This window comes from Pseudomonas yamanorum, from assembly GCF_013386765.1.
Taxonomy (GTDB): Bacteria; Pseudomonadota; Gammaproteobacteria; order Pseudomonadales; family Pseudomonadaceae; genus Aquipseudomonas; species Aquipseudomonas yamanorum_A.
The window spans coordinates 302,178-315,093 of sequence record NZ_JACARE010000018.1 but is presented as its reverse complement, the minus strand read 5'-3'; the positions used below and the strand labels follow the sequence as shown (position 1 = coordinate 315,093).

Sequence of the window (12,916 nt, the reverse complement as noted above, 5' to 3'; positions counted from 1 at the left end):
ATATGCCGACAACTGCCCTGATACGGAACCCATGTCATTGATGACCCAACGGCTCTTACCGTTTTTCCTGCTGGGCATCCTGGCGCTGGGCGGCTGCGCCACAATTGATACGCCGCGCACACCCAGCGAGGCGCTGCCAGCCAGTGAGTCGTCATTCGGCCGCTCGATCCAGGCCCAGGCCGCGCCATACAAAGGCCGCTCCGGGTTCCGCCTGCTGCCCAACAGCAGCGAAGCCTTCATGGCCCGTGCCGAACTGATCCGCAACGCCCAGACCAGCCTCGACCTGCAGTACTACATCGTCCACGACGGTATCAGCACCCGCATGCTCGTGGATGAGCTGCTCAAGGCCGCCGACCGTGGCGTGCGCGTGCGCATCCTGCTGGACGACACCACCAGCGACGGCCTGGACCAGATCATCGCCACCCTCGCCGCCCACCCGCAGATCCAGATCCGCCTGTTCAACCCGCTGCACCTGGGCCGCAGCACCGGCGTGACGCGAGCCATGGCGCGGCTGTTCGACCTCTCGCTGCAACACCGGCGCATGCACAACAAGCTGTGGCTGGCGGACAACAGTGTGGCCATCGTCGGCGGGCGCAACCTGGGGGATGAGTATTTCGACGCCGAGCCCAACCTCAACTTCACCGATATCGACATGCTCAGCGTGGGCCCGGTGGCCGAACAACTGGGCCACAGCTTCGATCAGTACTGGAACAGTGCGCTGAGCAAGCCCATCGGCGACTTCGTCAGCAGCGCCTCCAAAGGCGACCTGGCCAGCGCTCGCGTACGCCTGGAGGAGTCCCTTGCGCAGTCACGCCAGCAGAATCATGCGCTGTATAACCGCCTGCGCACCTACAAGACCCAGCCGCGCATGGACACCTGGCGCCGCGAGCTGATCTGGGCCTGGAACCAGGCACTGTGGGACGCGCCGAGCAAAGTCCTGGCCAAGGCCGACCCGGATCCACGGCTGCTGTTGACCACCCAACTGGCGCCGGAGCTGGAAGGTGTCAGCCATGAGCTGATGATGATTTCGGCTTATTTCGTACCGGGGCAGCCTGGCCTGGTGTACCTGACGGGTCGTGCGGATGCCGGGGTGTCGGTGAGCCTGCTGACCAACTCCCTGGAAGCCACCGACGTGCCTGCGGTGCACGGCGGCTATGCGCCCTATCGCAAGGCGCTGCTGGAACACGGGGTAAAGCTGTACGAGTTGCGCCGCCAGCCCGGAGACGGCGGCGGCAGTGGCCCGCATCTGTTCCGCAAAGGCACCTTCCACGGCTCGGATTCCAGCCTGCACAGCAAGGCGATCATCTTTGACCGGGAGAAATCCTTCATCGGCTCATTCAACTTTGACCCGCGGTCGGTGCTGTGGAACACCGAAGTCGGAGTGCTGGTGGACAGCCCGGAACTGGCGGAGCACGTGCGCAACCTGGCACTGGAAGGTATGGCGCCGGCCCTCAGCTACGAGGCGAAGCTGCAGGATGGCCAGGTGGTATGGGTGACCGAAGACAACGGCCAACTGCATACCCTGACCCGCGAACCGGGCAGTTGGTGGCGCCGGTTCAATGCCTGGTTCGCCACATCCGTCGGGCTGGAACGCATGCTTTAAGAACAGCACAGAGCCTTGTGGGAGCTGGCTTGCCTGCGATGGCGGAGTGTCAGTTTACGTATCCGGTGCTGACACTCCGCTATCGCGGGCAAGCCCGGCTCCCACAGGTGATCGCATTTCAAGTTCAGGCTGGCTGCACAGCCCCGAATGCTCCTTGGCGAAGCAGCAGAATCACCAATCCCAGCGCCCCCGCCGCCATCAGCAGCGGCAGCGCATGCCCGCTGATCCACTGGCTGCCGGCACCGGCCACCAACGGCCCGATCAGGCAGCCAATGCCCCACAGCTGCGCGATATGCGCATTGGCGCGCACCAGCGCGTCGTCGCGGTAGCGCTCGCCAATCAGGATCAGCGACAGGGTGAACAACCCGCCGGCGCTGGCGCCGAACAGCACCCACACCGGCCAGATCATCAGCGTCTCCAACAGCAGCGGAATCGCCAGGCTCGTCGCCAGCAGCATCAGCGCACAGCCGAGAAACAGCGTGCGTCGAGGCAGGTAATCCGCCAATGCGCCAATCGGCAGCTGCAGCAACGCATCACCGACCACCACGGTGCTGACCATCGCCAGGGCGATCTCGGCGGTGAAGCCCTGCTGCAGGCAATACACCGGCAACAGCGTAAGAATCATTGCCTCAAATGCGGCGAATAACGCCACCGCCCAGGCAATCGCCGGCAAGCCCTGGCAGAAGCGCAGCAGGTCGCCGAAGGTCACGCTGAAGGACTCGGCGGTGGGCGCGCCGGAGCGGCCCAGCAGCAGGATCGGCGAGAACGTCAGCAGGCCGACGCCCACCCAGAAGCCAATGTCGTTATCGGTGCCCAGCGCGCCCAGCAGCAAAGGGCCCGACAGCTGGCTCAAGGCATAGCTGCAGCCATACAGCGCCACCAGACGGCCGCGCCAGCGTTCGATCACCAGTTGGTTGATCCAGCTTTCGCCGAGGATAAACACGATGGTCAGGATCACCCCGATCATCAGCCGCAGCACCAGCCACACCGGGTAGCTGGGCAATACCGCCAGCAAACCGATGGAAATCGCCCCGCCCCACAGGCACAGGCGCATCAGGTTCGCCGTGCCCAGGCGCGAGGCCAGGTCGCTGGAGACCTTGGCGCCGAGCAGCACACCGAAGGCCGGCATCGCGGCCATCACACCGATGGCGAAGCTGCCGTAGCCCCAGCTTTCCAGACGCAGGGACACCAGTGGCATGCTCACGCCCAGGGCCAGGCCCACGCTCAAGACCGACGCCAGCACGGCGAAATAGGTCGCCCAACGCATTTCCACGCTCCTGTGGATCGTTATTTTCAGGGCCGCAAACGAACTGTAGGAGCTTACCCATGTGGGAGCCGGGCTTGCCCGCGATGCAGGCACCGAGGTGTGTCAGTCACACCACGGTGATGCTATCGCAGGCAAGCCAGCTCCCACACAAGCTCGCTCCTACAGGGGATTGCGAGTGTTACTTACAGCTTGATCCAGGTCGCCTTCAGCTCGGTGTACTTGTCGAATGCGTGCAGCGACTTGTCGCGGCCGTTACCCGACTGCTTGAAGCCACCAAACGGTGCGGTCATGTCGCCGCCATCGTACTGGTTGACCCACACGCTACCGGCACGCAGTGCCTTGGCGGTGAGGTGCGCCTTGGAGATGTTCGACGTCCACACCGCAGCGGCCAGGCCGTATTGGGTGTCGTTGGCGATCGCGATGGCTTCTTCCACGCTGTCGAAGGCAATCACCGACAGTACCGGGCCGAAGATTTCTTCCTGGGCGATCTTCATGGCGTTGGTCACGCCGTCGAAAATCGTCGGCTCGACATAGGTACCGCCGCTTTCCTGCAACGTGCGCTTGCCACCGGCCACCAGCTTGGCTCCATCGGCGTGCCCGGCCTCGATGTACGACAGCACGGTGTTCATCTGCTGGGTGTCCACCAGTGCTCCGACCGTGGTGGCCGGGTCCAGCGGGTTGCCCGGCTTCCAGGCCTTGAGGGCCTCGATCACCAGCGGCAGGAATTTATCCTTGATGGAGCGCTCTACCAGCAGGCGCGAACCCGCGGTGCACACTTCGCCCTGGTTGAAGGCAATGGCGCCGGCCGCGGATTCAGCGGCGGCTTGCAGGTCCGGGGCATCGGCGAACACGATGTTCGGGCTCTTGCCGCCGGCTTCCAGCCAGACACGTTTCATGTTCGACTCGCCGGAGCGAATCAGCAGTTGCTTGGCGATCTTGGTGGAGCCGGTGAACACCAGGGTGTCGACGTCCATGTGCAGCGCCAGGGCGTTGCCCACGGTGTGGCCATAACCCGGCAGCACGTTAAACACGCCTTTCGGGATCCCGGCTTCAACGGCCAGGGCAGCGATACGGATGGCGGTCAGCGGCGACTTTTCAGACGGCTTGAGGATCACCGAGTTACCGGTGGACAGCGCCGGCCCGAGTTTCCAGCAGGCCATCATCAGCGGGAAGTTCCACGGCACGATGGCCGCGACAACACCGACTGGCTCACGAGTCACCAGGCCCAGTTGGTCGTGGGGGGTGGCTGCGACTTCGTCGTAGATCTTGTCGATGGCCTCACCGCTCCAGCTCAGGGCTTGCGCCGCGCCTGGAACGTCGATGTACAGGGAATCGCTGATTGGCTTGCCCATGTCCAGGGTTTCAAGCAGGGCCAGCTCTTCGGCGTTGGCCTTGAGCAAGCCGGCGAAACGGATCATGGTGGCTTTGCGCTTGGCCGGCGCCAGGCGCGACCAGGCACCGGAATTGAACGTGGCGCGGGCGTTTTCTACGGCACGCTGGGCGTCGGCGACGTCACAGCTGGCAACGGTTGTCAGCAGGCGGCCATCGACCGGGCTGAGGCATTCGAACGTGTCGCCGGAAACGGCGGCGGTGTATTCGCCATTGATGTAGGCGCGGCCTTCGATCTTCAGATCCTTGGCGCGTTGTTCCCAGTCGGCACGGGTCAGGGTGGTCATGCGAGTGTCCTCCTCTTATTGAATACAAGGGCCGGGCGATGTACCCAGGCACCTTCGAAGAATTCTTGCCCGGCCAGCCAGCTGTTCGGCTCAAGGCAGCTGCCACCCTAAACCAGCGACGATGGATGTTTCAATATATTTGACATAACGCCAGCAAACGCCCTTGCGATGTTCATTTTAATAAACATAGACTTTGGGCTCTCCAACCGCAGGCCAGACGGGACACGCCCATGAACATCCAGAATATCGTCGACTTCAGCCAGGCCAGGACCGAACCTGACCGCTACCGTCCGGCCGCGGAGAAAATTCTCAAAGGCGACCCCGAGCAAACCGTCTACAACCACTACAACAGCCCGTGCGGCCAGATGAGCGCCGGGGTCTGGGAGGGTGACGTCGGGCAGTGGAAGGTCAACTACACCGAGCATGAGTACTGCGAGATCGTGCAGGGCGTCTCTGTATTGCGTGACGCCGATGGCAACGCCAAGACCTTGCGGGCCGGCGACCGCTTCGTCATTCCGGCCGGCTTCAGCGGCACCTGGGAAGTGCTGGAACCCTGCCGCAAGATCTACGTGGTGTTCGAAGAAAAGGCCTGATCAATTCTTCAGGCACAAAAAAAAGCCCGCATCGTGAGATACGGGCTTTTTTTCACAAGAAAGAAAACCAATTACTTGATTTTGCCTTCTTTGTAGATCACGTGCTTGCGAACGCGCGGGTCGAACATTTTCTTTTCGAGCTTGTCCGGGGTAGTACGCTTGTTCTTGTCGGTAGTGTAGAAGTGACCAGTACCGGCGCTAGAGATCATTCGAATCAATTCACGCATGATTTAGCTCCTTAGATTTTGCCGTCGCGGCGCAGTTCGGCCAGCACGACAGTGATGCCACGCTTGTCGATAACACGCATGCCTTTGGCAGATACGCGCAGACGGACAAAACGTTTCTCTTCTTCAACCCAAAAGCGATGATGCTGCAGGTTTGGCAGGAAACGACGACGGGTTTTGTTGTTTGCGTGGGAAATGTTATTCCCAGTCACCGGACCCTTACCGGTAACTTGACAGACTCTCGACATGCCTCAGCCCTCTAAAACCACATGCCCAACCCGGCATGGGTTGGCCGCTTAATCTCTCAGTCATTTGGCGCCAGGCGCCGCGTTTCTTTAGGGTCTTACCGGCTACACCTACTAGCGAAGGAACCGGGCCCCTAGAAAAGAGCGCTGCTTTATACCAGAAAGACCCCAGTGCAACAACAGGCCGTGTGTTTTTACACGCGTAAATCCAGGCCATGGACGCCTGAGCCGTTGCCAGGGTGGGCCGCTATAGAAGCTAACCGCTCGTCGCACAGAATGATTTACAGCGCCCGCGCGCACTGCAAAGTGCTCGGCAAAACGACCTGAGGCGCCATCAAAACAGTATTTGAGGCAAAAGCACAGGCAAAAATGGGCTAGTCATTTGTGAATCAGGCCACTACGGTAGGACTTTTCCAGACTGCACTCGCAGATGGGCCTTCGATCTGCAAAGGAAACCGAATATGCGCCTCGCTGCCCTACCGCTATTGCTAGCCCCTCTTTTTATTGCTGCACACGCCCAGGCGGCCACCACCTTGAGCGTCTGCACCGAAGCCAGCCCCGAAGGCTTCGACGTGGTGCAATACAACTCGCTGACCACCACCAACGCCTCGGCAGACGTATTGATGAACCGCCTGGTGGACTTCGACGCCACCAGCGGCAAGTTGGTCCCGAGCCTTGCGGACAGTTGGGAAGTGTCGCCGGATGGCCTGACCTACACCTTCAAGCTGCACCCGGATGTGAAATTCCATCGCACCGAGTACTTCACCCCAAGCCGCACCCTGACCGCCGAAGACGTGCGCTTCAGCTTCGAGCGCATGCTCGACCCGGCCAACCCGTGGCACAAGATCGCCCAGAGCGGCTTCCCCCACGCCCAGTCGCTGCAATTGCCCACGCTGATCAAAAAGATCGACGCCCTCGACCCGCTGACCGTGCGCTTTACCCTGGACCACGCCGACTCGACCTTCCTCGCCGCATTGAGCATGGGCTTTGCCTCGATCTACCCGGCGGAGTACGCCGACAAGCTGCTCAAGGCCGGCACACCCGAGAAGCTCAACAGCCAGCCTATCGGCACCGGGCCGTTCGTTTTCGGGCGTTTCCAGAAAGACGCGACGATTCGCTACAAGGCCAACCCGGACTATTTCGCCGGCAAGCCTGCGGTGGACAACCTGATCTTTGCGATCACCCCGGACGCCAACGTGCGCCTGCAGAGATTGCGTCGCGACGAATGCCAGATCGCCTTGTCGCCCAAGCCGCTGGACATCGATGCCGCCAAGAAAGACGCAGACCTGAAGATCGAGAAAACCGCAGCCTTCATGACCGCGTTCGTCGCCATCAACAGCCAGCATCCACCTTTGGACAAGCCTGAAGTTCGCCAGGCGATCAACCTGGCCTTCGACAAGGCCAGCTACCTCAAGGCCGTATTTGAAGGCACCGCCGAAGCCGCCAACGGCCCGTATCCGCCCAACACCTGGAGCTACGCCAAGGAATTGCCGGGCTATCCGCAGGACATCGCCAAGGCCAAGCAACTACTGGACCGCGCCGGGCTCAAGGATGGCTTCAAGACCACCATCTGGACCCGGCCGTCGGGCAGCCTGCTGAACCCCAACCCAAGCCTGGGCGCGCAGTTGCTGCAAGCAGACCTGGCCAAGGTCGGCATCCAGGCTGAAATCCGCGTGATCGAGTGGGGCGAACTGATCCGCCGTGCCAAGGCCGGCGAGCACGACCTGCTGTTCATGGGCTGGGCCGGCGACAACGGCGACCCGGATAACTTCCTCACGCCGCAGTTCTCCTGCGCAGCGGTGAAGTCCGGCACCAACTTCGCCCGCTACTGCGACCCTGCGCTGGACAAGCTGATCAGCGCCGGCAAGACCACCAGCGAACAAGGCGTGCGCAGCAAGCTGTACCAACAGGCCCAGGCGCAGATCCAGCAACAGGCGCTATGGCTGCCACTGGCGCACCCGACCGCGTTCGCCCTGACGCGCAAGAATGTCGAGGGGTATCAGGTGAGCCCGTTTGGTCGCCAGGATTACTCCAAGGTCAGCGTCAAACCCTGAACCTGCCCGGGGCCGGCATGCCGGCCCCTACATCCACCCATACTCCGCCATCGACAGCGGGTCACCCTCCCCCACGATGATGTGGTCCAGTACCCGCACGTCCACCATTTCCAGGGCTTTTTGCAGCACCTTGGTCAATTTTCGATCAGCCATGCTTGGCTCGGCGTTGCCGGAAGGATGGTTGTGGCACAGGATCAGTGCCGCAGCGTTGTGGTCCAGGGCGCGCTTGACCACTTGCCGCGGGTAGACCGTGGCGTTGTCGATAGTCCCTTGAAACAGCTTCTCAAAGCCCAACACCCGATGCTTGGCGTCGAGAAACAGGCAGCCGAATATCTCGTGAGGCTCATGGCGTAGCAGCGCCTTGAGGTAGTCGCGCACGGCCACCGGGCTTTCCAGCACCGAATCGTTACGCAGACGCTCGGCCAAATGACGGCGGGCCATCTCCAGCACCGCCTGGAGCTGGGCGAACTTGGCCGCCCCCAACCCCAAATGCTGGCTGAACACCGCCTGCCTGGCCTCCATCAGCGAGCGCAGGCTGCCAAACTGCGCCAGAAGGTGACGTGCCAGGTCCACGGCACTTTTACCGGCCACCCCGGTACGCAGGAAAATCGCCAGCAACTCAGCGTCGGAAAGGTTCTCCGCGCCCAACTCCAACAGCTTCTCCCGCGGACGCTCTGCTGCGGGCCAATCGCGAATACTCATCCCACCTCCGTGTGCATGTGCGCCGCTGTTGCATGGCGGACGCTGTGGTATCTTAGGCCATCTTTTTGCGTGCGATTTCACCTGGGGAGGGGGCATCGCAACGCCATCACTGAACTGGAAAGGCAAGCCAATGCAGCGTCTGTATCGGAAACGCATCGTTCTCGGCGTCGGCGGCGGCATTGCCGCCTACAAGAGCGCAGAGCTGGTTCGCAGGCTCCTGGACCAAGGCGCCGAAGTGCGCGTGGTCATGACCCGTGGCGGCAGTGAATTCATTACCCCGTTGACCATGCAAGCCTTGTCCGGCCACCCGGTTCACCTCGACCTGCTGGACCCTGCGGCCGAAGCTGCCATGGGCCACATCGAGCTGGCCAAATGGGCCGACCTGGTACTGATCGCCCCGGCCACCGCCGACCTGATCGCCCGCCTGGCCCAAGGCATTGCCGACGACCTGCTGACCACCCTGGTGCTGGCCACCGACGCCACCGTGGCCATCGCCCCGGCCATGAACCAGGCCATGTGGCGCGACCCGGCCACCCAGGCCAACACCCAACTCCTGCAAAGCCGCGGCCTCAAGGTCTTCGGCCCGGCCTCCGGCAGCCAGGCCTGTGGCGACGTGGGCATGGGCCGCATGCTCGAAGCCACCGACCTCGCCCAATGTGCCGCCGACTGCTTCCAGCACCTGGCCCTGACCGGCAAGCACGTGCTGATCACCGCCGGCCCGACCCAGGAAAACATCGACCCGGTGCGTTACATCACCAACCATAGCTCAGGAAAAATGGGCTTTGCCCTGGCTGAAGCAGCGGTCGAGGCAGGCGCACGGGTGACCTTGATCACCGGTCCGGTGCATCTGCCGACCCCGGATCGCGTCACCCGAATCGACGTAGTCAGCGCCCGCGACATGCTGGCGGCCTGTGAGGCGGCGATTCCCTGCGACCTGTTCATCGCTTCGGCAGCGGTGGCGGACTACCGCCCGGAAGTGGTTGCACCACAGAAGCTCAAGAAAGACCCTACAAGCGGCGACGGCCTGCTCCTGCAAATGGTCCGCAACCCGGACATTCTGGCCACCATCGCCACCCGTGAAGACCGTCCGTTCAGCGTCGGTTTCGCTGCCGAGACCGAGCATCTGCTGGACTACGCTGCACGCAAACTGAAAGACAAAAACCTCGACCTGATTGTCGCCAACGATGTCGCCAACCCGAGCATCGGCTTCAACAGCGAGGAAAATGCCATCAGCGTGATCGACCGCGAGTTGCACGCTACCGTTTTCGCCCAGACCAGCAAGGGCAAGATTGCCCGCCAACTGATCTCTTTTATCGCCCTACGGCTGAACCAGGTTTAATTTCCATGCACGCTTTGCAAGCCAAGATCCTCGACCCACGCATCGGCAACGAATTCCCGCTGCCGGCCTACGCCACTCCGGGCTCCGCCGGCCTCGACCTGCGCGCCATGCTCAAGCAGGACACCGTGCTTGAGCCGGGCCAGACCATTCTGATTCCGACCGGCCTGTCGATCTACGTGGGCGACCCTGGCCTGGCGGCGCTGATCCTGCCGCGCTCCGGCCTGGGTCACAAACACGGGATCGTCCTCGGCAACCTGGTGGGCCTGATCGATTCGGACTACCAGGGCGAGCTCATGGTGTCGTGCTGGAACCGCGGCCAGACCGCGTTCAACATCGCCGTCGGCGAGCGCATTGCCCAGCTTGTACTGGTGCCGGTGGTGCAGGCGCACTTCGAACTGGTCGAAGAATTCGACGAAACCCAGCGCGGTGCAGGCGGCTTCGGGCATTCCGGCAGCCACTGACTAAGCTGAACTGACTTAGCCGAACCTGGCCGGGTGCCTCACCCGGCCTGACGCCAACGCATGGCCTTTCAGGATGAAGAATGCGCGGAACTTATCAGCAAGATTTCCCCAGTGAAATCAGGGCATTAGGCGGGCAAAAGGGCGGAGCTCCGGCGCCGATGGCACTTTTGCACCACGAACTCTATGCCAAAAACGCCGTCTTACCCTTCAGTTTGAGCCTGCCGGTCAGCACCCTTGAGGCCAGCCCCGCCCTTTTCAGATGGAGTTCCCCCCCGCAATGAGCAACGCAGCCCGAGTCGCCCCGTCATTTCCCGACAGCATTTTCCGCGCCTATGACATCCGTGGCGTGGTCCCCAAGACCCTGACCGCCGAGACCGCCTACTGGATCGGCCGTGCCATTGGCTCCCAGAGCCTGGCCCAGGGCGAGCCCAACGTGTCCGTAGGCCGTGACGGCCGCCTGTCCGGCCCCGAGCTGGTGGAGCAACTGATCCAGGGCCTGGCCGACAGCGGCTGCCATGTGAGCGATGTAGGCCTGGTGCCGACGCCGGCGCTGTACTACGCGGCCAACGTGCTGGCCGGCAAGTCAGGTGTGATGCTCACCGGCAGCCACAACCCGTCGGACTACAACGGCTTCAAGATCGTGATCGCCGGCGATACCCTGGCCAACGAACAGATCCAGGCCCTGCACACCCGCCTGAAGACCAACGACCTGACCAGCGGTGCCGGCACCATCACCAAGGTTGAGATTCTCGATCGTTATTCGGACGAGATCACCCGCGACGTCAAACTCGCCCGCCGCCTGAAAGTGGTGGTGGATTGCGGCAACGGCGCGGCCGGCGTGATCGCCCCGCAACTGATCGAAGCGCTGAATTGCGAAGTGATCCCGCTGTTTTGCGAGGTCGACGGCAACTTCCCCAACCACCACCCGGACCCGGGCAAGCCTGAAAACCTCGTAGACCTGATCGCCAAGGTCAAGGAAACCGGCGCCGACCTGGGCCTGGCTTTCGATGGCGACGGCGACCGCGTCGGTGTGGTGACCAACACCGGCAATATCGTGTTCCCGGACCGCCTGCTGATGCTGTTTGCCCGCGACGTCGTGGCACGCAACCCGGGCGCCGAGATCATCTTCGACGTCAAATGCACCCGCCGCCTGACGCCGCTGATCAAGGAATACGGCGGGCGTCCGCTAATGTGGAAGACCGGTCACTCGTTGATCAAAAAGAAAATGAAGGAAACCGGCGCCCTGTTGGCCGGCGAAATGAGCGGCCACGTGTTCTTCAAAGAGCGCTGGTTCGGTTTTGACGACGGTATTTACAGCGCCGCTCGTCTGCTGGAGATCCTCAGCAACGAAAAATCCACCGCCGAAGACCTGTTTGCAACCTTCCCGGATGATATTTCTACGCCAGAGATCAATATCCATGTGACCGAAGAGAGCAAATTCAGCATCATTGACGCACTGCACGATGCGCAATGGGGCGAAGGCGCCAACCTGACCACCATTGACGGCGTGCGGGTCGATTACGCCAAAGGCTGGGGCCTGGTTCGCGCGTCCAACACCACACCGGTGCTGGTGCTGCGTTTCGAGGCGGATTCCGAGGCTGAGTTGCAGCGCATCAAGGACGTGTTCCACGCCCAGTTGAAACGTGTTGCCCCTGATCTCCAATTACCGTTCTGATTTTTTTGTACCGGAGCCCTGAATGACCCTCGAACGCGAAGCCGCCGCCAATACCGCCAAGGTCCTTTCCGAAGCGTTGCCTTACATTCGACGCTACGTCGGCAAGACGCTGGTGATCAAGTACGGCGGCAATGCCATGGAAAGCGACGAGCTGAAGACCGGCTTTGCCCGCGACATCGTGTTGATGAAAGCCGTCGGGATCAACCCGGTGGTGGTACACGGTGGCGGCCCGCAAATCGGTGACCTGCTCAAACGCCTGTCCATCGAGAGTCATTTCATCGACGGCATGCGCGTGACCGACGCCCAGACCATGGACGTGGTGGAGATGGTCCTGGGTGGCCAGGTGAACAAAGACATCGTCAACCTGATCAACCGCCATGGCGGCAGCGCCATCGGCCTGACCGGCAAGGACGCCGAGCTGATCCGCGCGAAGAAGCTCACCGTGACCCGCAAGACCCCGGAGATGACCCAGCCGGAAATCATCGACATCGGCCAGGTGGGCGAAGTGATCGGCATCAACACCGATCTGCTGAACCTGCTGGTGAAAGGCGATTTCATTCCGGTGATCGCGCCTATCGGCGTGGGTGCCAACGGTGAGTCCTACAACATCAACGCCGACCTGGTGGCCGGCAAGGTGGCCGAGGCGCTGAAGGCCGAGAAGCTGATGCTGCTCACCAACATCGCCGGCTTGATGGACAAGGAAGGCAAGGTCTTGACCGGCCTGACGACCCAGCAAGTGGACGACCTGATCGCCGACGGCACCATCTACGGCGGCATGCTGCCGAAGATCCGTTGCGCACTGGAAGCAGTACAAGGCGGCGTCGGCAGTTCGTTGATCCTGGACGGCCGGGTTCCAAATGCGATCCTGCTGGAAATCTTCACCGACACCGGTGTGGGTACCCTGATCAGCAATCGCAAGCGCCCTTAAGCACTGGAAAACTAAAAGCCCCACCCCCTGTAGGAGCGAGCTTGCTCGCGAAGAACGTTAACGATGACGCATTTATTCTGGATAAACGCGGCGTCTTTAAGTTTTTCGCGAGCAAGCTCGCTCCTACAGGGGGTGGGGCTTTTTTATTG

At 61.9% G+C, this 12,916-nt stretch carries 11 protein-coding genes and 1 pseudogene; 7 read left to right on the top strand and 5 right to left on the bottom strand.

The annotated features are described in order from the left end of the window. Positions 1-40: 40 nt before the first annotated feature. On the top strand, positions 41-1,603 hold the full coding sequence (locus HX875_RS14760; protein ID WP_177043723.1) for a phospholipase D family protein: 1,563 nt from the start codon (positions 41-43) through the stop codon (positions 1,601-1,603). 124 nt (positions 1,604-1,727) lie between these two features. On the opposite strand, the gene HX875_RS14755 is transcribed toward HX875_RS14760, so the two are convergent. Both HX875_RS14755 and HX875_RS14750 read right to left on the bottom strand, forming a co-directional pair. Further along, positions 1,728-2,870 (bottom strand): MFS transporter, encoded by a 1,143-nt coding sequence (locus HX875_RS14755; protein ID WP_177043722.1) that lies wholly within the window; start codon positions 2,868-2,870, stop codon positions 1,728-1,730. Positions 2,871-3,052: 182 nt separating this feature from the next. After that, complete coding sequence (locus HX875_RS14750; RefSeq protein ID WP_177043721.1) at positions 3,053-4,546, bottom strand: aldehyde dehydrogenase; 1,494 nt, start codon at positions 4,544-4,546, stop codon at positions 3,053-3,055. Positions 4,547-4,776: 230 nt separating this feature from the next. Between HX875_RS14750 and HX875_RS14745 the strand changes: the two genes are divergently transcribed. Then, positions 4,777-5,139, top strand: a complete 363-nt coding sequence (locus HX875_RS14745) for a cupin domain-containing protein (RefSeq protein ID WP_177043720.1) — start codon at positions 4,777-4,779, stop codon at positions 5,137-5,139. Between the two features lie 71 nt (positions 5,140-5,210). Here HX875_RS14745 and rpmG read toward each other — a convergent pair whose 3' ends face one another. Both rpmG and rpmB read right to left on the bottom strand, forming a co-directional pair. After that, on the bottom strand, positions 5,211-5,366 hold the full coding sequence (gene rpmG / locus HX875_RS14740; protein WP_003176906.1) for a 50S ribosomal protein L33: 156 nt from the start codon (positions 5,364-5,366) through the stop codon (positions 5,211-5,213). 11 nt (positions 5,367-5,377) lie between these two features. Beyond that, positions 5,378-5,611 carry a 50S ribosomal protein L28 gene (gene rpmB / locus HX875_RS14735; RefSeq protein WP_003213263.1) on the bottom strand — a complete coding sequence of 78 codons (234 nt, stop codon included), beginning with the start codon at positions 5,609-5,611 and terminating at the stop codon, positions 5,378-5,380. Positions 5,612-6,069: 458 nt separating this feature from the next. On the opposite strand from rpmB, the gene HX875_RS14730 reads away from it, so the two are divergent. Then, entirely contained in the window at positions 6,070-7,662 is a 1,593-nt protein-coding gene (locus HX875_RS14730; protein WP_177043719.1) for an ABC transporter substrate-binding protein, read from the top strand. Positions 7,663-7,689: 27 nt separating this feature from the next. On the opposite strand, the gene radC is transcribed toward HX875_RS14730, so the two are convergent. Then, complete coding sequence (gene radC, locus HX875_RS14725) at positions 7,690-8,364, bottom strand: RadC family protein (protein ID WP_177043718.1); 675 nt, start codon at positions 8,362-8,364, stop codon at positions 7,690-7,692. 130 nt (positions 8,365-8,494) lie between these two features. On the opposite strand from radC, the gene coaBC reads away from it, so the two are divergent. The 4 genes and pseudogenes from coaBC (at position 8,495) to argB (ending at position 12,767) form a co-directional block, all read left to right on the top strand. Next, positions 8,495-9,703, top strand: a complete 1,209-nt coding sequence (coaBC, locus tag HX875_RS14720; RefSeq protein WP_010168193.1) for a bifunctional phosphopantothenoylcysteine decarboxylase/phosphopantothenate--cysteine ligase CoaBC — start codon at positions 8,495-8,497, stop codon at positions 9,701-9,703. 5 nt (positions 9,704-9,708) lie between these two features. Next, positions 9,709-10,164, top strand: a complete 456-nt coding sequence (gene dut, locus HX875_RS14715) for a dUTP diphosphatase (RefSeq protein WP_003213270.1) — start codon at positions 9,709-9,711, stop codon at positions 10,162-10,164. 259 nt (positions 10,165-10,423) lie between these two features. Then, positions 10,424-11,839: pseudogene (locus HX875_RS14710) on the top strand (phosphomannomutase/phosphoglucomutase); the annotation flags it as partial. A 22-nt stretch (positions 11,840-11,861) separates the two neighbouring features. Further along, positions 11,862-12,767: an acetylglutamate kinase gene (gene argB, locus HX875_RS14705; RefSeq protein ID WP_003213275.1), complete on the top strand. Its 906-nt coding sequence runs from the start codon at positions 11,862-11,864 to the stop codon at positions 12,765-12,767. The last annotated feature ends 149 nt before the right edge of the window (positions 12,768-12,916 follow it).

Coding starts and splice junctions, on each gene's coding strand:
- rpmB (WP_003213263.1), bottom strand. CDS start 5,611: ATGTCGAGAGTCTGTCAAGTTACCGGTAAGGGTCCGGTGACTGGGAAT.
- HX875_RS14745 (WP_177043720.1), top strand. CDS start 4,777: ATGAACATCCAGAATATCGTCGACTTCAGCCAGGCCAGGACCGAACCT.
- HX875_RS14750 (WP_177043721.1), bottom strand. CDS start 4,546: ATGACCACCCTGACCCGTGCCGACTGGGAACAACGCGCCAAGGATCTG.
- dut (WP_003213270.1), top strand. CDS start 9,709: ATGCACGCTTTGCAAGCCAAGATCCTCGACCCACGCATCGGCAACGAA.
- HX875_RS14755 (WP_177043722.1), bottom strand. CDS start 2,870: ATGCGTTGGGCGACCTATTTCGCCGTGCTGGCGTCGGTCTTGAGCGTG.
- HX875_RS14730 (WP_177043719.1), top strand. CDS start 6,070: ATGCGCCTCGCTGCCCTACCGCTATTGCTAGCCCCTCTTTTTATTGCT.
- argB (WP_003213275.1), top strand. CDS start 11,862: ATGACCCTCGAACGCGAAGCCGCCGCCAATACCGCCAAGGTCCTTTCC.
- radC (WP_177043718.1), bottom strand. CDS start 8,364: ATGAGTATTCGCGATTGGCCCGCAGCAGAGCGTCCGCGGGAGAAGCTG.
- HX875_RS14760 (WP_177043723.1), top strand. CDS start 41: ATGACCCAACGGCTCTTACCGTTTTTCCTGCTGGGCATCCTGGCGCTG.
- rpmG (WP_003176906.1), bottom strand. CDS start 5,366: ATGCGTGAATTGATTCGAATGATCTCTAGCGCCGGTACTGGTCACTTC.
- coaBC (WP_010168193.1), top strand. CDS start 8,495: ATGCAGCGTCTGTATCGGAAACGCATCGTTCTCGGCGTCGGCGGCGGC.